This window comes from Rhizobium sp. P32RR-XVIII, from assembly GCF_012641395.1.
Taxonomy (GTDB): Bacteria; Pseudomonadota; Alphaproteobacteria; order Rhizobiales; family Rhizobiaceae; genus Rhizobium.
Genome location: NZ_JABAIH010000002.1, coordinates 821,690 through 843,817, shown reverse-complemented (window position 1 = coordinate 843,817; position 22,128 = coordinate 821,690). Strand labels below are relative to the sequence as shown.

The 22,128-nt window shown below is 62.1% G+C and carries 20 protein-coding genes, 3 tRNA genes and 2 pseudogenes; 15 read left to right on the top strand and 10 right to left on the bottom strand.

What is annotated here, in order from left to right:
• The first annotated feature begins 67 nt into the window (after positions 1–67).
• The 8 genes from HGP14_RS09315 (at position 68) to HGP14_RS09280 (ending at position 8,446) form a co-directional block, all read left to right on the top strand.
• Entirely contained in the window at positions 68–1,045 is a 978-nt protein-coding gene (locus tag HGP14_RS09315; RefSeq protein ID WP_168829517.1) for an AAA family ATPase, read from the top strand.
• On the top strand, positions 1,042–1,992 hold the full coding sequence (locus HGP14_RS09310; protein ID WP_168829516.1) for a DUF58 domain-containing protein: 951 nt from the start codon (positions 1,042–1,044) through the stop codon (positions 1,990–1,992). Before HGP14_RS09315 ends, HGP14_RS09310 begins: the two co-directional genes overlap by 4 nt.
• Positions 1,992–2,513 carry a DUF4381 domain-containing protein gene (locus tag HGP14_RS09305; protein ID WP_168829515.1) on the top strand — a complete coding sequence of 174 codons (522 nt, stop codon included), beginning with the start codon at positions 1,992–1,994 and terminating at the stop codon, positions 2,511–2,513. The genes HGP14_RS09310 and HGP14_RS09305 overlap by 1 nt, the downstream gene beginning before the upstream one ends.
• The gene (locus tag HGP14_RS09300; RefSeq protein WP_168829514.1) at positions 2,500–3,489 is read left to right on the top strand and encodes a VWA domain-containing protein; all 990 of its coding nucleotides are present in this window, start codon (positions 2,500–2,502) and stop codon (positions 3,487–3,489) included. The genes HGP14_RS09305 and HGP14_RS09300 overlap by 14 nt, the downstream gene beginning before the upstream one ends.
• Positions 3,486–5,039 carry a VWA domain-containing protein gene (locus tag HGP14_RS09295; protein ID WP_168829513.1) on the top strand — a complete coding sequence of 518 codons (1,554 nt, stop codon included), beginning with the start codon at positions 3,486–3,488 and terminating at the stop codon, positions 5,037–5,039. Before HGP14_RS09300 ends, HGP14_RS09295 begins: the two co-directional genes overlap by 4 nt.
• Entirely contained in the window at positions 5,036–6,325 is a 1,290-nt protein-coding gene (locus tag HGP14_RS09290; protein ID WP_168829512.1) for a BatD family protein, read from the top strand. Before HGP14_RS09295 ends, HGP14_RS09290 begins: the two co-directional genes overlap by 4 nt.
• A 113-nt stretch (positions 6,326–6,438) precedes the next feature.
• Positions 6,439–7,404 carry a formylglycine-generating enzyme family protein gene (locus HGP14_RS09285; RefSeq protein WP_168829511.1) on the top strand — a complete coding sequence of 322 codons (966 nt, stop codon included), beginning with the start codon at positions 6,439–6,441 and terminating at the stop codon, positions 7,402–7,404.
• A 91-nt stretch (positions 7,405–7,495) separates the two neighbouring features.
• Positions 7,496–8,446, top strand: a complete 951-nt coding sequence (locus HGP14_RS09280) for an HAD family hydrolase (protein WP_409527070.1) — start codon at positions 7,496–7,498, stop codon at positions 8,444–8,446.
• A 96-nt stretch (positions 8,447–8,542) separates the two neighbouring features.
• Here HGP14_RS09280 and HGP14_RS09275 read toward each other — a convergent pair whose 3' ends face one another.
• The 4 genes from HGP14_RS09275 to HGP14_RS09260 form a co-directional block, all read right to left on the bottom strand.
• On the bottom strand, positions 8,543–9,325 hold the full coding sequence (locus HGP14_RS09275) for a hypothetical protein (protein ID WP_168829509.1): 783 nt from the start codon (positions 9,323–9,325) through the stop codon (positions 8,543–8,545).
• Between the two features lie 112 nt (positions 9,326–9,437).
• The gene (locus HGP14_RS09270) at positions 9,438–11,147 is read right to left on the bottom strand and encodes a tetratricopeptide repeat protein (RefSeq protein ID WP_168829508.1); all 1,710 of its coding nucleotides are present in this window, start codon (positions 11,145–11,147) and stop codon (positions 9,438–9,440) included.
• Between the two features lie 124 nt (positions 11,148–11,271).
• Positions 11,272–11,562, bottom strand: coding sequence for a hypothetical protein (locus HGP14_RS09265; protein ID WP_168829507.1), 291 nt, complete (start codon positions 11,560–11,562; stop codon positions 11,272–11,274).
• A gap of 274 nt (positions 11,563–11,836) precedes the next feature.
• Positions 11,837–12,352 carry a hypothetical protein gene (locus tag HGP14_RS09260; RefSeq protein WP_168829639.1) on the bottom strand — a complete coding sequence of 172 codons (516 nt, stop codon included), beginning with the start codon at positions 12,350–12,352 and terminating at the stop codon, positions 11,837–11,839.
• 640 nt (positions 12,353–12,992) lie between these two features.
• On the opposite strand from HGP14_RS09260, the gene HGP14_RS09255 reads away from it, so the two are divergent.
• A complete protein-coding gene (locus tag HGP14_RS09255; RefSeq protein ID WP_168828767.1) occupies positions 12,993–13,190 on the top strand; it encodes a hypothetical protein in 198 nt (65 codons plus the stop codon).
• 33 nt (positions 13,191–13,223) lie between these two features.
• Here the strand turns inward: HGP14_RS09255 and HGP14_RS09250 are convergent, their stop codons facing one another.
• Positions 13,224–13,691: a DUF192 domain-containing protein gene (locus HGP14_RS09250; protein ID WP_246704390.1), complete on the bottom strand. Its 468-nt coding sequence runs from the start codon at positions 13,689–13,691 to the stop codon at positions 13,224–13,226.
• Positions 13,692–13,708: 17 nt separating this feature from the next.
• Positions 13,709–14,287 carry a cold-shock protein gene (locus HGP14_RS09245; protein ID WP_168829505.1) on the bottom strand — a complete coding sequence of 193 codons (579 nt, stop codon included), beginning with the start codon at positions 14,285–14,287 and terminating at the stop codon, positions 13,709–13,711.
• A gap of 193 nt (positions 14,288–14,480) precedes the next feature.
• Here HGP14_RS09245 and gloA point away from each other — a divergent pair, with 193 nt between their 5' ends.
• The 5 genes from gloA (at position 14,481) to HGP14_RS09220 (ending at position 16,866) form a co-directional block, all read left to right on the top strand.
• Positions 14,481–14,921, top strand: coding sequence for a lactoylglutathione lyase (gene gloA, locus HGP14_RS09240; protein WP_168829504.1), 441 nt, complete (start codon positions 14,481–14,483; stop codon positions 14,919–14,921).
• A 156-nt stretch (positions 14,922–15,077) separates the two neighbouring features.
• The gene (locus HGP14_RS09235; protein WP_168829503.1) at positions 15,078–16,145 is read left to right on the top strand and encodes a YcbK family protein; all 1,068 of its coding nucleotides are present in this window, start codon (positions 15,078–15,080) and stop codon (positions 16,143–16,145) included.
• Positions 16,146–16,343: 198 nt separating this feature from the next.
• A tRNA-Glu gene (locus HGP14_RS09230) sits at positions 16,344–16,418 on the top strand.
• Positions 16,419–16,490: 72 nt separating this feature from the next.
• Positions 16,491–16,567, top strand: a tRNA-Glu gene (locus tag HGP14_RS09225).
• Between the two features lie 224 nt (positions 16,568–16,791).
• Positions 16,792–16,866, top strand: a tRNA-Glu gene (locus tag HGP14_RS09220).
• Between the two features lie 139 nt (positions 16,867–17,005).
• Here HGP14_RS09220 and HGP14_RS36645 read toward each other — a convergent pair.
• Positions 17,006–17,113: pseudogene (locus tag HGP14_RS36645) on the bottom strand (hypothetical protein); the annotation flags it as partial.
• A gap of 28 nt (positions 17,114–17,141) precedes the next feature.
• The gene (locus HGP14_RS09210) at positions 17,142–17,894 is read right to left on the bottom strand and encodes a hypothetical protein (RefSeq protein ID WP_168829502.1); all 753 of its coding nucleotides are present in this window, start codon (positions 17,892–17,894) and stop codon (positions 17,142–17,144) included.
• 37 nt (positions 17,895–17,931) lie between these two features.
• On the opposite strand from HGP14_RS09210, the pseudogene rfbA reads away from it, so the two are divergent.
• A pseudogene (rfbA, locus tag HGP14_RS09205) lies at positions 17,932–18,800 on the top strand (glucose-1-phosphate thymidylyltransferase RfbA).
• On the opposite strand, the gene recJ reads toward rfbA, so the two are convergent.
• Together recJ and HGP14_RS09195 are read right to left on the bottom strand one after the other, a co-directional pair.
• On the bottom strand, positions 18,801–20,606 hold the full coding sequence (recJ, locus tag HGP14_RS09200) for a single-stranded-DNA-specific exonuclease RecJ (protein ID WP_168829638.1): 1,806 nt from the start codon (positions 20,604–20,606) through the stop codon (positions 18,801–18,803).
• Positions 20,607–20,777: 171 nt separating this feature from the next.
• The gene (locus HGP14_RS09195; RefSeq protein ID WP_168829501.1) at positions 20,778–22,100 is read right to left on the bottom strand and encodes a homoserine dehydrogenase; all 1,323 of its coding nucleotides are present in this window, start codon (positions 22,098–22,100) and stop codon (positions 20,778–20,780) included.
• Between the last annotated feature and the right edge of the window lie 28 nt (positions 22,101–22,128).

Below are 22,128 nucleotides of genomic sequence, written 5' to 3'. Positions count from 1 at the left end.
CGCGGTATCGACAAAAGCGGGCGCGGTCGGTCGCCGCGTTCGCCATCCGGAAATCCGTGGAGCGCATATGACCGCACGTGATGACATCCTCGCCCTCGGCAAGCGCATCGGCCAGTCCATCATCGGCCAGGAAACCATGGTCGAACGGCTGCTGCTCGGACTCCTTGCCAACGGCCATCTTCTCGTGGAGGGCCTGCCCGGCCTTGCCAAGACGCGCGCGATCAAGAGCCTTGCGAAGAACCTCGATTCCGAGCTCTCGCGCGTGCAATTCACGCCGGACCTGCTGCCGGCCGACATCACCGGTTCGGAAGTGTACTTTTCCGAAGGCGGCAAGGGCGAGTTCAAATTCCAGCAGGGGCCGATCTTCGCCAATCTCATTCTCGCCGACGAGATCAACCGCGCGCCCGCCAAGGTGCAATCCGCCTTACTTGAAGCGATGGAGGAGCGGCAGGTCACGGTCGGCGGCAAGAGCTACCCGCTGCCCGATCTTTTCATGGTGATGGCGACACAGAACCCGATCGAGCAGGAAGGCACCTATCCGTTGCCCGAAGCGCAGCTCGATCGCTTCCTGATGCATGTCGAGGTCGGCTATCCCGACGAAAAATCGGAGGCGGCGATCATGCGGCTCAATCGCGACGAAGAGAACGCCGCCCATGGCGGCGCCAAGCACGATCCTGCGGAGCGCCTCAATCCGCGGGCCGTCTTCGATGCCCGCAAAGAGATCGGCAGTGTGACGGTTTCCGACCCGGTGGAGAAATACATCGTCGCCCTTGTCTTTGCGACGCGCTATCCGGACCGCTACGACAAGGACCTCGCGAAACTGCTGCAGGTCGGCATCAGCCCGCGCGGCGTCATCAGCCTCGACAAGGTCTCGCGCGCCTACGCCTGGCTGAAAGGCCGCGACTACGTGACGCCGGATGACGTGAAGGCGATCGTCAACGACGTCTTCCGGCACCGGCTGATCCTCTCCTACGACGCCCATGCCTCGAACACCAGCGCCGACAAGGTCATCGACCGCATCACCGAACTGGTGGCTGTCTCATGACCGGGGCAAAGGTCAGCGGCGGTGTCTACGTGACGACTGAACAGCTCGTCGCTCTCGAAGCCCGCGCCCGCGACCTGAGCTTCGTCCAGAAGGCCCGCAGCCATCAGCAGCTTGCAGGGCGCATGCAATCGTCGCTGCGTGGCCGCGGCCTCATATTCGAGGAGCTGCGTGAATATCTGCCGGGCGACGACATCCGCTCGATCGACTGGCGCGTGACGGCCCGCACCAGCAGGCCGGTCGTCCGCGTATACGGCGAGGAGAAGGAGCGCCCGGCAATCCTCGTCGTCGATCAGCGGATCAACATGTTCTTCGGCAGCCGCCGGTCGATGAAATCCGTCACGGCGGCCGAGGCGGCCGTGCTCTGCGCCTGGCGCATTCTCGGTTCCGGCGACCGGGTCGGCGGCTTCGTCTTCGGCGATGCCGGCACCGATGAGGTCAAGCCGCACCGCAGCCGCAATGCCGTCATCGCACTCGCCAACCGAATTGCGGAAAAGAATGCGCAGCTCTCCGCCACCTATGCCGTTACGCCCTCGCCCGCGGCACTGGACGACGCGCTGCATAAGGTCGCCAGCATCGCCCATCACGACCATCTGGTGATCGTCGTCAGTGATTTCGACGGCTATGGCGAGACCACGCGAAATCTCCTGCTCAGGCTTTCCGGCCGCAACGATGTCATCTGCCTGCTTGTCTACGATCCCTTTCTGCTGGAACTGCCGACGAGCGGCGAGATCGTCGTCAGTGGCGGCACATTGCAGGCGGAGCTTGCGCTCGGACGAAGTTCCGTTCGCGGCTCCGTCGATGCGTTTGCCCGCAACCGTGGCAGGGACCTGCGCGCCTGGCAGAAGGATCTCGGCCTTCCGATGCTGCCGGTATCGGCAGCGGAGGAAACCGCGCCCCAGCTTCGTCGCCTCCTCGAGCAATCGGCTTGGCGGCAACGGAGGCACTGATGGAGCCCAACCCCAAGCTCGACCCGATAACGGAAACCGCACTGCGCTCGCTGCACGACATCGCGGTTCCGCCGCCGGTTTCATGGATGCCGCAGACCTGGGGGTGGGCGGCACTCGCGGCAATCCTTCTCGTGGCTCTGCTCGCCTCAGCTTTCCTCGCGCTGAGACGCTACCGCCGCAATGCCTATCGCCGGGAGGCGCTACGCCTGCTGGACGCCGTCGCCAGCGACATCCGTACTCCCCTGACGCGCAAGCGCGGCCTTCAAGGCCTTGCCGAGGTGTTGAAACGGACGGCGCTTGCCGTCTGGCCTCGCGAGCGGGTGGCGTCGCTGGCCGGCCCGCATTGGAACGAATTCCTGGATGGCTCCGCAGAAGTAGGCGAAGGCCATGCATTGGAGCGGTTGTTCGACGACTTCGAGTATCGTGACGAAGGGTCACTCGCCGCCCTCTCGCCGAGCGTGGGCGACGATCTCCTGCTCGGCGCCCGCCGCTGGATCGAGAAGCACCATGTACCAACTTGACCTTCCAGGGCTGCTTCTTCTCTTGCCGGCGCCGCTGCTTGTCTGGTGGCTGCTGCCGCCCCACCGCGAAACCTCCGCCTCCATCCGCCTGCCGTTCTTCGAACTCGTCGCAAAGGCAGCAGGCATGAGTCCGACCGAGGGCTCGGTTGTTCCTCGCCGCTCCTGGCCGCAGGCGATCGTCGAGGGCCTTGCCTGGTGCCTGGTCGTCCTGGCGCTCGCCCGCCCCCAGTTCGTCGAGCCGCCGATCGACAAGACGGAGCCGCAACGCGACATCTTGCTGGCGCTCGACCTGTCGCAGTCGATGGACACCAAGGACTTTCGCGCCCCCGGCGGGACGCTCGAGCCTCGCGTCGACGCGGTCCGGCAGGTCGTCGCCGATTTCATCGAGAGGCGGACAGGTGACCGGATCGGACTGATCGCCTTCGGCGATGCACCCTACCCTCTGGCGCCCTTCACCATGGATCACGAGCTCGTCCGCACCATGGTCGACGGCCTGCTTCCGGGCATCGCCGGCCCCAGGACTGCGCTCGGAGATTCCCTCGGATTGGCCATTCGGATGTTCGACAAGACAACCGTTCCGGAAAAAGTGCTGATCGTCCTCACCGACGGCAATGACACCGCAAGCAAGATGCCGCCGCTGAAGGCTGCCGAGGTGGCCAAGGCAAAAAGCATCGTGATCCACGCTGTCGGCATCGGGGATCCTGCCGCCACGGGCGAGGACAAGCTCGATACGACGACGCTGCAGAAAATCGCCGCCGGCACAGGTGGACGATACTTCTTCGGCGGCGATCAAGATCAACTGGCTGCCATCTACGCGGAACTCGATACCATCACGCCGGAGGACCAGAAGAACCTTTCCTGGCGGCCACGGACCGAACTCTTCCATTGGCCGCTCGCTGCAGCCGTGACCTTGCTGGCAGGTTGGTACTGCGTCGCTGGAGCGATCGGGCTCGTTCGACGGAGGGCCGTCGCGTGATCGCCGACTTCCATTTCCTCCGGCCCTGGTGGCTTCTCGCGCTGATCGTGCCGCCGGTGATTGTCTGGCTCGCCGCGCACTCGGGCGACATCCGAAGCCGATGGAAAGGCATGCTCGCGCCGCACCTGCTCGACAGTCTCGTCATCGAGCCGGATCGGCGCAATCAGCTGAAACCGGCCTGGATGATAGCCGCGCTCATGGCATTGGCCGTCCTCGGGGTGGCCGGGCCAACCTGGCAGCGCGAAGCCCCACCCTTCGTCTCGGACACAGCCTCGCTCGTCATCGCCGTCGACCTCTCGCCCACGATGGACGCCGTGGATATCAGTCCGAGCCGCATCGAACGTGCGAAGCTGAAGATCCATGACATTCTGGCGGCCCGGGATGGAGCGCGCACGGCCGTGGTCGCCTATTCGGGCACCGCCCATCTCGTGGTGCCGCTCACAGAGGACGACGCGCTCATCCAAACCTACACCGATGCGCTGGCGACCGGCATCATGCCCAAGCCCGGCAAGGACACCGCGGCTGCTCTGAGGCTTGCGGATAGCCTCCTGAAGGCGGATGGCTCTTCGGGCACGATCCTTCTCATGACCGACGGTGTCGAAGAGGCGGCCAACGCTTCGGCCAAAGAGATCGGCAGCGGCATCCTCGTCCTCGGCGTCGGCACCGCGGAAGGCGGGCTCGTCAAGCAGGCGGACGGCGGCTTCCTGACCGGCACCGGCGGAGACAGGGTCGTCTCGAAACTCGATCTCGATGGCCTGAAACAGTTCGGAAGCGAGACGGGAGCCGGCGTCGCAACCATCACCGACGACGATTCCGATGTCCGATGGATAGCCCAGCACGTGCGAAGGAATTTCGCCCAGCAGGCGGCGAAGGAGGGCGATCGCTGGCGGGATTTCGGATGGTGGCTCCTTATTCCCGTGGCATTGCTGCTTGGGCTTTCATTCCGCCGCGGATGGGTTGTGAAGGTCGCGGTGCTGCTCGCCTGCGCAAGGCTCCTTTCCCCGGCACCCGCCGAGGCTGCAAGCCTTGTGGATATGTGGCTGACGCCCGACCAGCAAGGCCGCCTCGCCTTCGAGCGCGGAGACTTCGCGTCAGCTTCGATGCATTTCAAGGACCCGATGTGGAAAGGCGTCGCCCTGTACCGGGCCGGCCGGTTCCAGGATGCGGTCGATTCCTTGGCCAATATCGACACCGCCGAAAGCTGGTTCGATCAGGGCAATGCCCTCCTCCACCTCGGAGAGTTCGAAGAAGCCGTCACCGCCTACGGCAAGGCGCTGCAGAAACGAAAAGGCTGGACGGAGGCAGAGGCAAATCTCGGCATTGCCGAGCAGCTGCTGAAGCAAAAGCAAGAGGAGGACGAGGAGCAGCAGCAGGACCCGAACCAGAAGCCGGACAGCGTCCAGTTCGACGACAAGGGCAAGCAAGGCAAGGCGGGGCAGGTCAACGCTGCCGAGCAGACGTCGGAGATGTGGATGAAGAACATCCAGGTGAGCCCCGCTGACCTGATGACGCGGAAGTTCGCGCTTGAGGATCGGAAGGCGACGCCATGAGACTGACCTTTCTACTATTCCTTCTCCTGACGCCGCTGCAGGCGCTGGCGGCAGAACCCTTCGCGCAGGCGACGGTCGACGACGGCGGCGACATTGTTCCCGGACGGCAGGTGTACGTCACGGTGGACGTCTTCGCGCCGGACTTCTTCACCTCGCCTCCGCAGTTTCCGCTGTTTGATCTTCCGAACGCGCTCGTTACGCTTCCAGACGAACGCGCGCAAAACCTCCTCCAGACGGTGGACGGGGTCCAGTATTCCGGAATCCGGAGACGTTACGCGGTCGTGCCCCAAATGCCCGGCCGCTACGTCGTCCCGCCGATCGAAATGGAGCTCGGCTACTCGGCCGATGGCAAGCCCGCCCGCGGTGTCGTCACAGCGCCGTCGGTCTCCTTCGTGGTCCAGGGAAGCCCCGGCATGCAGGAGCGGGTCGCCTTCGCAGCGCGCAAACTGACCATAGGACAGACGTTCGACCGCGATCCGGCGTCGCTGAAGGCGGGAGACGCCCTCGTCCGGACGATCACCATCACCGCCGAGGACACTCAAGCCATGATGATTCCTGCCGTGCGAGGCGGAACGGTGGCTGGGCTCCACGAATATGTGAAGCAGCCCAAGATCGAAGACGGCATCGCCATCGGAAGGGCGATGGCCAGCCGGAGGACCGAGACCGTCGTATATACGGCCGACGCGGTCGGAACCTATACGCTTCCCGAGATCGATTACGACTGGTTCGATGTCGACAGCCATCGGGAGGATACGGCCTCCCTTCCCGCCGTCCCGGTCACCGTAGCGCCGGCACCGATACGCCAGACCATCGCACCGGACGCGGGCGCGCAGGACGACGGCCGCCCCGCGCACGTCGACAGGCAGAGGCTGGCGATAGGCATGCTCTCGCTGCTCGCAGCTGCCGCGCTCGTGTGGCTCGGACGGCGGCTCGCCCCTCTCTTGGTCGAACGCGTTCGCCGGCTTCGCCAGCGATACCGCGCCTCCCACGCCTTCCGCCTGCGCCAGCTCAAGAAGACGATCGGATCGGCCGACGAGATGGCCGTCTATGCCGGACTGCAGGAGTGGAGCCGCGACCAGGGATACCGCTCGCTGGAAGACTGGGCGAACGATGGGCCGAGAGATCTCCGGCTGCAGGTGGATCTCCTCTCCCGGAGCCTGTTCCGATCCGACGATTCCAAGGTCGATCGGCACGTTCTCCAGAAATCCATAGATTTCCGAAGGGCCGTATCCGTCATGAATTCCGAGCTTCTGCCGCCGTTGAATCCGTCCGGTCAGCAGCGGTAATCTACCCTCATTTACGTTCCTGCTTGCGTAAACGACGCCCGCATTTACTGTAACGTACTTCCGCCCCTTCCCTTCACGCGCGATGCTGGCAGCATCTTGAACCGGAGGCGACGATGGCTTCGGCATTCGACGACGTTCCAACCTCGGGCGCTGCACCAGACGGCATGGTCTGGATTCCCGGCGGCACCTTCACGATGGGCTCGGATCGGCACTATCCGGAGGAGGCGCCTGCCCATCCGGTCACCGTCGACGGGTTCTGGATCGACGAAACGCCGGTGACGAACCGCAAATTCATGGAGTTCGTCAAGGCCGCCGGCCACGTCACGATGGCCGAAAAGGTGCCGGACGCCAAGGACTATCCGGGCGCCCTTCCCGAGATGCTGCGCGCGGGCTCCCTGCTCTTCGTCCAGCCGAAAGGCGTCAGCGGACCGGACATTTCCCAGTGGTGGACCTTCAAATTCGGCGCGAACTGGCGCCGACCACTCGGGGGCTTGAGCGACCTGCGCGGCAAGCTCGACCATCCGGTCATCCACATCGCCTGGTCGGACGCCAGGGCTTACGCCGATTGGGCCGGGCTTGACCTGCCGACGGAGGCCGAATGGGAGTTTGCCGCCCGCGGCGGGCTCGAAGACACCGAGTTCGCCTGGGGCGAGGAGATGACACCCGGCGGCGAGATCATGGCCAATACCTGGCAAGGTACCTTCCCGACCTACTCAACGAAGCCGAAGGGCCATGAGCGCACGTCGCCGGTGCGGTCGTTTCCATCGAACGGCTACGGGCTCTACGACATGATCGGCAACGTCTGGGAATGGACCAGCGACTACTGGAGCACGCGGCATCCCGAACCCGTCGCCAAGGCCTGCTGCATTCCGAAGAACCCGCGCGGCGGCGATGCCGAGGCGAGCTACGATCCCAACCAGCCGGCGATCCGGATTCCGCGGCGCGTCTTGAAGGGCGGCTCGCATCTCTGCGCCCCGAACTATTGCCGCCGCTACCGCCCCGCCGCCCGCCATGCCGAACCCGAGGACACGTCAACGAGCCATGTCGGCTTCCGCTGTGTGAAAAGAATGCCGCGATAACGAAACAAATGATTTGGGGAGAAACACGATGAGAAGCTCCTATAGAGACGTCGACACGATCCTCGCCTCCTTCATCGTCGCTTTCGTGCTGATGGTGATCGGCGCCCTGCCAGCGCTGGCGCAAGAGCCGCTGCCCTCCTGGAACGACACGGCAGCCAAGAGCCGCATCATGGACTTCGTCAAGGCGACCGTCACAGAAGGCGGGGAACGCTACGTCGCACCCGAAGATCGGATCGCCGTCTTCGACAATGACGGCACGCTCTGGACGGAGCAGCCCTACTACATCCAGCTCGGTTTCATCCTCGACCGCGTGAAGACGCTCGCCCCTGAGCACCCGGAATGGAAGACGAAGGAGCCTTTCAAGAGCGTTCTCGAGGGCGATCTGAAGGGCCTCGCCAAGGGCGGAGAAATGGGCATCGTCGAACTCGGCATGGCCACGCATGCCGGCATGACGACGGATCATTTCAACACGATCGTCACCGACTGGTTCACGACTGCGAAGCATCCGGAGACCGGCAAGCTCTACACCGAGATGACCTATCTTCCGATGCGGGAGCTCCTGGACTATCTGCGCGCCAACGGCTTCAAGACCTACATCGTGTCGGGGGGCGGCGTCGAATTCATGCGGCCGGTCACCGAGAAGCTCTACGGTATCCCACCGGAACAGGTCGTCGGCAGCACCATCACGACCGAATTTGCGATCGTCGACGACGTGCCGGTGCTGAACCGGCTGCCGAAGATCGACTTCGTCGACGACGGTCCCGGCAAGCCGGTGGGTATCAACAAGTTCATCGGCCGCAAGCCCATCTTCGTCGCCGGAAATTCGGACGGCGATTACGAGATGCTACGCTGGGCGGCAGCAGCAAAACCACCAGGATTTGCGATGATCGTCCATCACACCGACGGCGTCCGCGAATACGCCTATGACCGCCAATCGTCGTTCGGCAAGCTAGACAAGGCGTTGGACGAGGCGGAACTCCGGAATTGGCTGGTGGTCGACATGAAGAACGATTGGAAGAAGATCTTTGCTTTCAACCAATGACTTGCATCAGAACGCTTGCCGGAGCCCCGGCAGATTAGCGAACCGATGGACCTTTGCGGCGACACGTTTCGAAGCCGCCGCAAAGTTGAACGTCGATTAAAAGCGGAACACGGCGCCGAGGATCGGACCGTGCTCGATGACATCTTGGGTCAGGCTGTCGTTGCTGTAGTTCACACCGAGTGCGCGATATCCGATGAACGCAGAGAGCCATTCCTTCCATTTGTAGCCAACGCCCCCCATCACGTCCCAGTCGAGGTCGGCGCCGCCCGCGCCGATCAGACCCCATCCGGTCAAATAGACCGTAGGCGTGATCGAGTAGACGCCTCGGACGCCCGCCATCCCATCGACCCAGGTGGCGTCGTCGCTACGGGAAATTCCGCCAAGAGGGCCGCCGCTGAAAGATATCGTGGTCTCGACCGACCAGACCCTGAGGCCTGCGATGACATCCAGCCTGCCGTTTGGATCCTCGAGCACGGTGTAGCCTGCGCCGACCAGGGCGGTGAAGGTCACGGATTTGAGGTCCACTTCGTCCGCCAGCACGCCACGCGGCGTCGCCGCGTCCGAGGTAATCCTCACATATTCGATGTCGGTCACGATGCTGAAGGGGCCATAGCGTGCGTCTCCTGCCGCCATGAATCCGAAGTCGATATCAGCCAGAATGTCCCCGAAGCTTTGATTGATGTGGACCTCCGGCAGCCCGAAGACGGCGGTATCGCCGGAGATCCCGGCAGTCCACAAATACGGAGCAAAAGAGAAGCTCCATTCGTCCTGCACCGTGGTTTCAGGAGTGGGCGCGAAGGCAGGTGCCGGGTCGGCCGCCAGCGAGATACCGGGTGCGGCAAGCAGCATTCCCGAAAGGACAATGACAACAGTTCGCATCAAAGATTCCCCTTGTGAGGTCGTGAAGAACGCCTGTCACGACGATAGAAACATGATTCGTGCTCTCGTGAAGTACGCAACTGTAAATGCCTTCGTAAATTAGGGTCAGACTCTAGGGCCGGATGCTGGCGACTCCATCAAAGTCGGCGCCGGCCTTGGCGAGGCCGGCCTCGATTCCCGCGACGATCTCCGGCCGCATCCGGGCGGTGGCCATCTGCTGGCGGAACGCCTGCTCGAACTCGCGGTCCAGGGCCTTCGGCTGCGGCAGCTTTTCCTCCGCGTCCTCTGCTCCAAGCTGTCCGAGGGCCGCAACGCGCAGCGCACATACCAGGAAGTCGGTGCCGTTCACCTGTTCCGCGAGAAGCGAGGCTTCCGACCACCGGCTGTTTCTGTAGGCGTCGAGGGCCAGCACCAGCATCGCGTCGCGGGGCACGGTGTCGCGGTCGCGACTGGCGTCCCGCGCCAGGTCGACGCCCGCCTCCCAGTATCCCGACGAGAAGAGTACGAAACCGAGGGCAGCCGCCGCCTCCGGGTTGTTAGGGTTAAGTGCGATCGCCCGGTTGCCGGCCTGTATGGCCGCCTCCGTCCGGCCGGCTGCGAACTGCGCGGCCATCAACGCCGTCTGAGCCCTGTCCGACAGCGGCGCAAGCGAGGCGGCCCGCTTCGCGAAATCCAGGGCGCGTGCCTCGATTTCGGGACTCACTTGCCGGCCGCGTGGGGCGACGAGGACGCGGGAAAGCAGCGCGCTGGCGTCAGGATCGTCCGGCGACCGGGCGAGAGTGCGCTCCAGGCAGCGGGACGCCTCGGAGACGTCGTCCGCGTCACCGGCCTCGAGCGCATACTCGGCTCTCAGGACGCAGCCATTGCCGAGAGCGTCTCTCGGGGCGTCCTGCATCTCGATCGTGTTGATGACGCCGCGCGAGGAGGCAACCCGCGTCGCGAGCGCTCCCGCCATCTCCTCCCTGACTGCGGCCGCGCTTTTACCGCTGAGTTCCACCCGCTCGAGGCCGGAACGCAGGAGATTTCCCGAGACACCGTCCACGACCTGCCACCATACGCTGCGGTCGTCGCCGTCCCCGTAGTATTTCATCTCGATATCGTAGCTCGGGTCCGAGCGGCCCGCTCCGCCCGCGACCGAACCGGGCCGTGCCACGATCACGGTCTGGAACTGTGTCAGGGCGCTCAGCAGCATGTCTCGGGTCAGGCTCGCCTCGCCCTCCATGTCCGCAGACGCCGCAGTCATCGCCACGAGCAGGGTGGGCTTGGCCGTAGCTGTAGGTGTGATCGGACGGAAGTAGAGGGCGGCAGCTGCTAAGCAAACGACGAGCCCGATGCCGCCAAGTGCCGCCAGGCGCCGCCATTGCACCGGCGAGCGGATTTCCGAAGGATACGCAGGCGCCGCCTCGAACACAGCAGCGACATCGTCGTCGAGGTGCTGGTCGTCCGGCTCGTGCCGGATGGAGGTCTTCGGGAACAGCGTCACGTAGCTGCCCTTGGGAATATGGATCGAGACTCCGAGCTCTTCGGCGAAAACGGCGTAGTAGTTGTCGAGAGCGGTCCTCAGCCGGCTAATCTCTATCCGGACAATCGGATCGTTGGCGGCGTCGAAGGCGCTGGTTCTTCCCAGCACGTCGAGCGCGATCGAATAGGCCTTCACGCCCTTCTGGTAGCCCGCTAGCCTTCGCTCGGCGAGATATAGCAGGATCTCCCGCTGCCGGTCCGAGACACGGAACCTTCCGTCGGCAAGAAGCCTCTCCAGTTCCGCTCCGGCCTCCTCGAGGGATACTTCGCGGGTCCCCACGTCGTGTACTTCAGCACTCATGGTCCGCGCCCGTACCCATTGGCCACTAAAGTAGAACGCGAACATATATCGCCGACTTGACACCGAGTTGCAACCGGAAACGCTAATAAAAACCAACGCGCGATCAATCTCGGAAATGCGCGTGTCAATCAGGAGCGCCCGCGGAGCCCTGCAGGACATAACGGATGACGTCCGCCTCGATGTCCGAGCAGACGGTGTCGTATTCGTTGGCCAGGGCGAGATTACTCTCCTTCCGGAGCCGTTCGAGTGTGCGGCTGGCCTCCTCGTATGCTTCGAAGAGATCGTCAAGACGCCTCGATCTCGCAGCAAGCATTTGCAGCCGGCCGCGGATTGCAGGCAACTTGAGCATCAGCCGCCACAGCCCCAGCTGCGCGGCATCGATTGCGTTTCCCGCAGCTCCGCCTTGCCTGCTCACGGACGTCGATCCTCCTGTCAGGGTCGTCGCGGAAGTATGTCCTCCTGCGCGGAAAAGGTAAGTACGTTACTGTAAACGCCCGCCTCTTTACGCCTCACGCGCGGCCGCTTACGCCGGCATTTACCTCGCGTACAGACGCACGCAGAAAACATGGCGTCATCAAAAACAAACGCGCCAGCAGCGGTGGACCTCGATACGGTCCACCGCTGCTGGCTGGTCTCTAGATGCCGCGTGGGTTGATACATCTACTTAACAGGAAATACGCACGCGAGACTTACTGAGCGTCCTGGCAGGTGCGCAGGGCCTTGAAGGCGGCGTCGGTCCCGGCAAGGCTCACGGCGAACGGCTGACGCCCCTGCGGCGTGATCGTCAGCATCTTCTTCTTGGCAAGATCATAGATGAAGTCGAGGTTGTTGACCCAGGTGTAAGCTCCTTCAAATCCCTCGACTTTTTGACCGGTCGCCTCTCCGCTGAACTGCTGGCCATCAACATCGAATATCACGGTGCGCTTCGCGCCACTGGTAACGTTGGCATCGGCCTTGGTGTAAAGTGCCAGATAGCCACGCCTGGTGGTCCTCGTGTCGATCCCCATCTGAAGCTGCACGTCATCGGTCAGTTTTTTCGCGATCAAGCAGCCGGGGCCCATGTCCTGCCGCACGACGATGTCCCAGCCTGCTTCCGAGCCGTATTTCTTGATGCCGGGCTGGTCTTGAGCCTGCACCATCGCCGTACTGCCGAGAAAACCCAGAATCATCACTGCTGCGACGCGCGATTTTGCTCCTATTTGCATGTCATTCCTCCTTGTTTGGACAAGCCATGCCGACAGGGCCGAAGGCTGTTTTCCCATGACGCAAGTTGCCGTGCGTTCCTCAGTTGGTGAGGGAACTTGCCGGCCTGCTACGCAATGGGGTGCTTTGCGCCAACTGGGAGAGGAATGATCGAAACGAGAATTGCCGTAGGAAACAGCGTTCTCAGAGAACTGCTCAACATCATTTCGAATTCCCCCCTTGAGCGCCGTGGGCATGGCGTCTGCGGCATCTTCGAATGGTCAGTTCATGCGATTGCGTCTGTCCTCCGGCACAAGTGCGCCGGGCGCGGCATTGTGGATGAGGCCGCCTGCGCCTGCAAGTAAAACTTCCGATGTATTGCCTGTTCGTCTGGCGGTAGAGTGACGGCAGTTAGTCAAAGACCTACGTCCAACGACGGCCGTGCAGTTCAGTGTGACATGAATGGGGGAATCTTGAGAGCAATCCCAAAGTTTCCTGGGCTCTTCTCAGGTCTTCTGCTGGCATTCACTGGGAATCATCGGTAATGGGTCTTGAAAAGGTTGGTTTGGGACCCGGTCGGGAGGTCAAATCTCTTCCCGCCGATGATCCTTCCAGAATTGTTTGTTTTTCCAAGGCGGCCATTGGCCCCACAGAGGAGCCGTAATGCAAGTTGAAGTACCCTGCCCCAAGTGCGGCAAGACACGCATGAACTTTCCGCGCCCGCAGCCTGTCGATAGCGACATCATCACCTGCTATCACTGCGACTTCGAGCTTGGCACCTACGGCAGCATCAAGCGCAAGATGGCACTCTTCATGGAGCGGCTGATGCAGGCGGATGCCAAGGCGGCGAAAAAGCAGTAATTCGGAGAGGGGCGCGGCGCTTCGGCTTGCTGCCTACTTCTTTCTCGTGGTCGTAGGGCTCGCAACCTTATCACCGACCTTGATCCCGAGCTTCTTGACGACACCGGCATTCAGCTCGACGACGTATTTCACCTCGCCTATCGAATCGATGATGTCCCGCGAATAGGGAGTGGCATTCTCCTTGATGTGACGGATCGTGCCGCCGCTATCGATGAAGAGCATGTCCAGCGGCAGGATGGTATTCTCCATCCACATGGACACCCGCCGTGACTCGCCGAAGTCGAAGATCATTCCGGCATTCTCGGGCATTTCCTTGCGGAACATCAGCCCGTATTCGCGCTGCTCGTTGGTGGTGGCGATCTCGACCGTGAAATTCAGCATCTTGCCGGTGGCCGTCTGGATCACCAGCGGCTCCTTGTCGAAATGCATCTCTTGCTGGGCGAGCGCCGGTGCCGCGATCATGAAAAAAAGCGCCAACAAGGCGCTTTTGACGATGTTCATTGCAGAGCCGCGTGACATCAGTGCGACCGGCTAGCCGGGCTCGGCATGTCGGGGTGGATTTCCGCCGCCATCAGCCCCTTGTCGCCGTCGCCATAGCGAACGAGCACCACCTGGCCGGGGCGAAGCTCCGTCAAGCCGAAACGGCGCAGCGTTTCCATGTGCACGAAGATATCTTCCGTTCCCTCGCCGCGCGTCAGGAAGCCGAAGCCCTTCGTCCGGTTGAACCACTTCACCAGTGCACGCTCGAGACCGCTCGTCGCGGTGACCTGCACATGGGTGCGCACCGGCGGCAGCTGCGACGGATGGACGGCGGTCGACTGATCCATCGAGAGAATCTTGAAGGCCTGATAGCCCCGCTCGCGGCGCTGGATCAGTGCGACGATGCGCGTGCCTTCGAGAATTGTCTGGTAACCGTCGCGGCGGAGGCATGTGACGTGCAGGAGAACGTCCTGCATTCCGTTGTCCGGGACGATGAAGCCGAAGCCTTTGGCCACATCGAACCATTTGACGACGCCGGTGATTTCAACGAGATCGACGGCATCTCCGGACAACTCGTCGATATGCGTGAATTCCTTCGATGAAATCCTGTCAGCCATGTCGCCAGTCCCTCAATACGCGTCACACTGTTACGGTTAACTGATTCTTGATATCAAGATTAACATCTTGGTAACGGATCAGCGCAAGCCCTACTTTTCAATTATTCCCAGTTGCTCATCTTAACCGTGTGACTTGCCCGAAGCTTACGTTCTGCCGCATAACGGGACACCCCGCATTTAGAAAGGAAATAGAATGCGTTATCTCCACACCATGGTCCGCGTGAAGGATCTCGATGCGTCGCTTCATTTCTATTGCACGCTATTCGGTTTGAAGGAAATTCGCCGCTCCGAAAACGAGAAAGGCCGCTACACGCTGGTTTTCCTCGCTGCGGACGAGGATAGCACGAATGCGGAGCGAAATGGCGCCCCGTGTCTCGAACTCACCTACAACTGGGACATCGAGGATTACACCGGTGGACGCAACTTCGGCCATCTGGCGTATGAGGTGGACGACATTTATGCCACCTGCCAGCACCTGATGGATAAGGGAATCACCATCAACCGTCCGCCGCGCGACGGCCGCATGGCCTTCGTGCGTTCGCCTGACGGCATCTCTATCGAAATTCTTCAGAAGGACGCCAGCCTTCCTGCAGCCGAGCCCTGGCTCTCGATGGGCAATACCGGCGTCTGGTAAGCCGAGGCTTTAGCGAGGCTTGCAGCTTTTGCGATTTCAGGTCCCGGCGCCCGGTTCGCGCTTGCTGCAAGCCTGCTCCACAGGCACTCTCCGGCCGACTCGAAGCAGAAGACGGCCCCATTCGCCGCGTCTTCGGCATCCAAGGAGACCGGTCGGTTGCTCATTATCGAAAAGCGGATACGCGCTCAGGGCGTGCTTCTGATCGCCGCCGCGGCCCTTGCGCTTTCCGGCTGCGTATCGAATCAGAAGGCGCTCGATTCCGCTGCCGCCGCGCCTACCGATCCCGCGGCGGAGCAGCTTGCCGCAAAGACGCCGGGCAAGGCCAAGGGCACCTATCGCGATCCGACGGTCACCAATGTCTCCGGCGCGCGGCCTGCGACGGCAGCCCAGAACTCGCCTCAATCCATGCCGGCCTCCGCGGCCGCCATGCAGCCCGCCAATATCGGCGGCATGGTGATGCAGCAGACCCGGATCAACGCCAACGCCATGAGCATCTTTTCGGCCCCGCCGGCGATTCCGCAGAACAACAGCAGCTCGACGATCGTTCAGCCGTCCGATGCCACCGCCTATGCACCCTCTCCCGGTGTCGACGCGACGCGCAGCAGCGTCTTCAGCGCCCCGTCCCAGCCTGCCCCGGCACCGCAGTCCGGCGAATTTCCGCTACCGCAGCAATCATCCCAGAACACCAGCACGAAGCTGGCCCCCTCCGTCGAGACGGCAGCTATCGCAGGCAGCCTCAAGGCCGGATCGATGAATGCGCTCTATGCCGCGCCGAAACAGAACCTCCTCGACAGCCTTTCCGGCCTTCTCCAGAAGGCGTCCCTGCCGGGCATGACCCGCGTTGCGCCGAACGGTCTCAATATCCAGAACGGCGATGTGGAGGTCAGTTGCTTCAAACCCAATCTGCTGCATGTCATCAAAACGATCGAAAGCCATTTCGGAAAGCCGGTCATGGTGACGTCCGGATATCGCGATCCCGAGCACAACCGCATGGTCGGCGGCGCCGAAGAATCGATGCACAAGACGTGCGATGCCGCCGACATCCAGGTCGCCGGCGTCTCCAAATGGGACATTGCCGCCTATGTTCGCTCGCTGCCCGACCGTGGCGGCGTGGGGACCTATTGCGACACCGAATCCGTCCATGTGGATACCGGCAAAAACCGTGATTGGAACTGGGGCTGCGGTGCGGGACAGAGGCGAACGCTGCGCGGACCGGCGATCTGACAAGACCGCGATCTGTTACTTCGCCTAACGGCAGGACGGGTATGTCCGCACGAAGGATGGCCAGCAGCCCATTGATTCACATCGGATATTCAGCTTTTTGCGCTAGCGTGGATTTTCATGTCACTTTTTTGAAGAAAAGCAAAATTCCCGCTTGCGGTGCACAAAAGCGCTGACTATAAGGGCGCCACCACGAAGGAAGCGCCCTTCGTCTATCGGTTAGGACACCAGATTTTCATTCTGGGAAGAGGGGTTCGACTCCCCTAGGGCGTGCCACTTTTCTCATCGATCCCCGATTGCGCGTGCTTGTCAAAGCGCTCAGCGTTATTATCTGATGTCTGTGCGACCGCGCCCGTCGTCTAGCGGTCCAGGACAACGCCCTCTCACGGCGTAGATCACGGGTTCGAATCCCGTCGGGCGTACCACCCTGCATGAAGGCTAGCGGCTGCGGATCGACAAGCCACGCATGCGCGACGGTTGACCACGTCCCTATGGCCATGATGCCCCTCGTCCGCACGAGGCGGCCGCTTACCTCGCCGACATCCATTTTCCACAAGCCTCGAAAAAATCTGCGCAATCGCAATATTTTCGTATTTTGCCGCTTGCGGTGCACAAAGGTGCTGACTATAAGGGCGCCACCACGAAGGAAGCGCCCTTCGTCTATCGGTTAGGACACCAGATTTTCATTCTGGGAAGAGGGGTTCGACTCCCCTAGGGCGTGCCATTCGTGAGCAAAATCAATCATTTATATTGCCTAGTCGCAAATCGATAAGTGATTCAGTTTTCGGCGGCGCGAAGTCTCTTCACTTCGGCGTTGCGCTTGCTTGCAGCGGCGGCGGCGCGTTGCGCCATTGGTTCGGCATTCAGTTCGTTGAGGTATGCAACCGTAGTGGTAGGCTCGCGTGCCCGAAGCTCTTTTGCACGGCGAACAGGTCCGCCCCGCTCTCGGCGATTCGGCTAGCAAAAGTCCTTCTGAGTCCGTGAAGCGCCTAAGCAGCCTTATTCCGACGCCGGGGGCTCTTCGGCATGCTCGAAAATCTCGCGGAACAGGTCCTGCCATGCCCCTTCCTCCTTCTTTTCCACAGCCTCCCGGATTCTAGTCATGTCCGTTGCCAGTACGCGCACGTAGATATAGCCGCCCTGCTCCCGGGCCTGGATGCGTTTGAGCATTTCTTGATGGTCGCCGGTCGAATAGCTTAGATACCGTAGTCGGTCGTATTGCTCATGTGTCAATCTAAGCACTGATGGCAAAGCGCTCTGCGTTGGCCCGGGCGGCACCATCGTCATCGAAAAACCTTTGAACTCAAGATCAAAATGCCCCTCCTGATCCAAAGGGACAACCGTCTGCAGATGGGCAGACGCATTGACTTTGTAGTGCAAATAAGTCGAAGGAAGACCCATGTATGCGCCCTCGACCACCTCTTTCGGGAACTGCGTGACGAGGGCGTTCAGCAGGATTCGTCCCAAGATGTCGACCACGCTTTCGTGCGGATCAGGTAGCGTGCTTTCAATTTCCCTAAGTGTAGCCCCGTGCATAAGGCTATTCCGGGTCTGGTCGAGCAAAGCCGCGGTCGCTTCTTCACACTCCCCATCTGCTGCCATCATCAACGCCCGAATGGCCTGTTTCGCATAGGGCCTATGTTCTGGATGCTTTTCGCATTTCTCGCAGTAGAGCGCCGACTGACAGTGGGGGCATTTGTCGCGAACCTTCGCGGTCGGCTTCTGAAATTCGGCGTCTATGAAGATTGTCACGCAAGAGCCTTTTAACAAAGCAATTTAGAAAGAGAGCATGAAGGGAATTATTCTCGCCGGCGGCACGGGATCGCGCTTGCATCCGATCACCCAGGCTGTCTCGAAGCAGTTGATGCCCGTCTACGACAAGCCGATGATCTATTATCCGCTAACGACACTCATGCTTGCCGACATCAGGGACATCCTGATCATCACCACGCCGCATGATGCCGAAGCCCTCAAGCGGCTGCTTGGTGATGGCTCGCAGTGGGGCATTTCGCTGACCTATGCCGTACAGCCGAGCCCCGACGGCCTTGCCCAGGCCTTCATCATCGGCGCCGATTTCGTGCATGGCGACAGCTCCGCGCTGGTCCTCGGAGACAACATCTTTTACGGGCACGGGCTGCCCGAAATCATGAAATCGGGGACGAGCCGAAAGGAAGGCGCAACCGTGTTCGCCTACCACGTCACCGACCCGGAACGCTACGGCGTCGTCGGCTTCGACGCGAACATGAATGCGCTCTCGATCGAGGAAAAGCCCAGGCAGCCGAAATCCAACTGGGCGGTAACCGGCCTCTATTTCTACGACCAGCAGGTGGTCGATATCGCGGCCAATCTCAAGCCGTCACCGCGCGGTGAGCTGGAGATCACCGATATCAATCGCGCCTATCTCGAGCGCGGGCAGCTCTTCGTGGAACTGATGGGCCGGGGCTTTGCCTGGCTCGATACCGGCACCCGGACAGCCTGCTCGACGCTGCGGGTTTCGTCAGCACGCTCGAAAAGCGGCAGGGCTTCAAGGTCGCCTGCCCCGAGGAAGTCGCCTGGCGCATGGGTTACATCTCACAGGACGACCTCGTGAAGCTCGCTGAAAAGCTCGGCAAGAGCGCTTACGGACAGTATCTGTCGAAGCTGGCGTCGGAGCGCTGACTATCGCGCCGGCGCCGCGTCGCAGACGCGCAGCTGGATGCGGCGCGCTCCCTGATAGTGGTCAGCGCCGAGCATTCCCGCGACGTGGAGATTTGCTCCGCGGGAATTGAGCAGCAGGTTGCCGAGCGAGGTGTCCACCGCCCGGAAGGCGATGCCGTCGAGGCGGGCGCCGTCCATAGCCTCGAGCGTCACCTTCACATGCCTCTCGCCGACCATCCGCGCGTCGCGCAGCCGGTGCGCCGGCACGGCGAAGACCGGCTGCGAATGCCCTGAGCCATAGGGTCCGGCCGTTTCCAGCCGGTCGATCAGGTCGATGGTGGCGCCGCTGGCGCCGATCGCACCGTCGATCTTCAGGGTCTCGTTGGCGACCAGTGCGGATACGGTTTTCTCGGCCCGCTCGGTAAAGAAATTGCGCAGCGCTCCGAGTTTTTCCCGCTCGACCGTCAAGCCTGCGGCCATCGCATGGCCGCCTCCCTTGAGAAGCAGACCCTCATCGACCGCCGCGCGCACCATCCTGCCCATGTCGAAACCGTTGATCGAGCGGCCGGAGCCTGTTCCACGGCCGGACGGATCGAAGGCGATGGCAAAGGCCGGGCGCTTGAATTTCTCCTTCAGACGTGCCGCCAGCAGCCCGACGATGCCCGGATGCCACTTGTCTCCGGCGGTGACGATCACGGAAGCGCCCTCGCCATCACCGTATTCGGCATGCGCCTCTGCCTCGGCTTCCTGCAGCATCGCCGCTTCCATGGCCTGGCGTTCGCGATTGAGCTCGTCCAGCCGCTGGGCGATCACCTCCGCCTCGCCGGCATCATCGAGCGTCAGCAGCCTGCTGCCGAGCGCGGCATCGCCGATACGGCCGCCGGCATTGATGCGCGGGCCAATGAGGAAGCCGAAATGATAGGGGCTCACCGGCCCGGAAAGCCCGGCCTTGCGGAAGAGCGCCGCAAGCCCTGGATTGGTCTGGTGGCGCGCGGCAACCAGTCCCTTCACGACATAGGCCCGGTTCAATCCTTTGAGCGGCACGACATCGCAGACCGTCGCCAGCGCCACGATATCCAGCCATTTCAGCAGGTCGATCGCCAGAATGCGCTTGTCGCCGGCTTCCCGCAGCAGCCTCAGCGTCGCGACAAGGACAAGGAACACGACGCCCGCGGCGCAGAGATGCCCCTGCCCCGAAAGATCGTCTTCGCGGTTGGGGTTCACCAGCGCGTGGCAATGCGGCAGCTCATGCGTCACCTGGTGGTGATCGATGACGACGACGTCGATATTCCGCTTTTCGGCGGCCGCCAGAGCCTCGATGCTGGTCGACCCGCAATCGACGGTCACGATCAGCTGGGCACCGTTGTCGATCAGCTGGTTGATTGCCGCCGGGTTGGGTCCGTAGCCTTCGAAGATGCGATCGGGAATGTAGATATTGGCCTTCACGCCGAAATGCGTGAGGAAGCGGTACATCAGCGCTGAGGAGGCCGCACCGTCGACATCATAGTCGCCGAAGATCGCGACGTTCTCGCCGCGCCTAATCGCCTCGACAAGGCGCTTTGCCGCCTTCTCGCAATCCGTCAGCGTATAGGGATCGGGCATCAGGCTGCGGATCGTCGGATCGAGAAACTCGACGGCCTCGTCGACCCCGACACCCCGGCCAGCAAGCACTCGCGCAATGAGGTCTGGCAAACCGTGCATCTGGGACATCGCCAGCGCGCGGTTCTGGGCGGCCTGATCCAGGCGCGATACCCAGCGATTATCGAGCGCGGATTTCTCCACCCCCAGAAACGCCCGTTGCACCGGATCGGCGGCTATGTCCACCATGCCCTCACTGATCGCCATCGCTTGTCACCGCTCCGGGACTGGACGGTACGGGCAGATTTATGCGGCTTTGGAGGAGCACACAACGGTTTTGGGCATGGGGGCTCGCCTTAGCTGTGGACGGACGCGAAAGCACCGCGTCCGCCTCGCTCGGGCAAGTCGCTCTCCAGAGACTCAGTCTTCCTTGGGGCGCTCGATGCGAATCACCTGCGGTTCGCCGACGAGATACTCCTCGCCCTTGATGGCGGCGACCGCGTTGCGCACGGAATCCTCCATGGTCGCATGCGTGACCAGGATGATCGTCTGGTGGTGCGACGGTGCCAGATGCTGCTGCGAACGCTGTACGATCGATTCCAGCGAGATATGGTTTTCCGCCATATGCGTGGCGACGCTCGCGAATACGCCGGTGCGGTCGAGCACGGTGAGGCGGATGAAATAGCCTCCTTCGTGGCTCTGCATCCGCGCCTTGCGGTAGGGCTCGAGCGACTTTGCCGGATGGCCGAGCACCGGCACGCGCTGTGCGCCCGGCTGGCTCTTTGCGATATCGGCGATATCGCCGAGCACGGCGGATGCGGTCGCATTGCCGCCTGCACCGGGGCCAACCATTAGCAGTTCGCCGAGAATGTCGGATTCGATCGCCACGGCATTGGTGACGCCGTCCACCTGAGCAATGACGGAATCGACCGGCACCATGGTCGGATGCACGCGCTGTTCGATACCGGTCTCGGTGCGCTGCGCCACCCCGAGCAGTTTGATGCGATAGCCAAGGTCGGCCGCCGCATGGATATCATCGATCGAGATGTTGGTGATGCCTTCGAGATAGATGTCGTCGGCGGCGATCTGGTTGCCGAAGGCAAGCGTCGTCAGGATCGAGAGCTTGTGCGCGGTATCGTTGCCCTCGATGTCGAAGGCGGGATCGGCCTCGGCGTAGCCGAGACGCTGGGCTTCCTTCAGGCAGTCCGCAAAGGAGAGGCCCTCCTTCTCCATCTTGGTCAGGATGTAATTGCAGGTACCATTCATGATGCCGTAGATGCGCGAGATCGTGTTACCCGTCAGCGATTCACGCAGCGCCTTGATCACCGGAATGCCGCCTGCCACAGCGGCTTCGAAATTCAGCAGCGTCCCTTTTTCTTCCGCGATCTTCGCCAGTTCGACGCCGTGATAGGCAAGCAGCGCCTTGTTGGCTGTCACCACGTGGAGACCGCGTTCGAGTGCGGCGCGCACGGAGCTGTTCGCCGCGCCGTTCACGCCGCCGATCAGTTCGACGAAAACGTCGATATCGCCCTTTTCGGCCAGCTCTTCCGGCCGGTCGAACCACTCGATGCCGGTCAGGTGAAGGCCACGGTCCTTCGTCTTGTCGCGGGCCGAAACGCCGGTAATCACGATCGGCCGTCCGCACGTTGCAGCAAGCTCGTTGCTGCGGTTTTGAATGATACGGACGAGCGAGGCACCAACGGTGCCAAGGCCCGCAATGCCGATTTTGAGGGCGTCTGCCATGGAGAGATCCTGAGTGTCTTACGAGGGG